This is a genomic window from Nocardioides cremeus, from assembly GCF_030518195.1.
Taxonomy (GTDB): Bacteria; Actinomycetota; Actinomycetes; order Propionibacteriales; family Nocardioidaceae; genus Nocardioides; species Nocardioides cremeus.
This window is the reverse complement of record NZ_JAULSC010000477.1, coordinates 1-212: the sequence shown is the minus strand read 5'-3', so window position 1 is coordinate 212 and position 212 is coordinate 1. Positions and strand designations below refer to the sequence as shown.

The following is a 212-nucleotide window of genomic DNA, read 5'->3' as shown; positions in this document are numbered from 1 at the left end:
ACGAGCCCGAAGGCAGGGTCGTCGCCAAGGACCCCGTCGATCTCGGCGACCTCCTCGCCCCAGCTGGTGAGCACCCCGTCCGGCACCTGCAGGGAGCGCCACTGCTGGTGGATGCCCAGCTGGTCGGCGAGGTCGCCGACGCCCTCGTGGGGCTCGTCCTCGTCCTCGGTGAGCCCGGCCACCAGGAGCGCCTCGGCCTCCTCCCAGCGCCA

At 73.6% G+C, this 212-nt stretch carries 1 protein-coding gene; it reads right to left on the bottom strand.

Going from position 1 to position 212, the window contains the following annotated elements:
• A partial coding sequence (locus QWJ41_RS22625) for a hypothetical protein (protein ID WP_302710586.1) occupies positions 1 to 212 on the bottom strand: 212 nt, incomplete at both ends.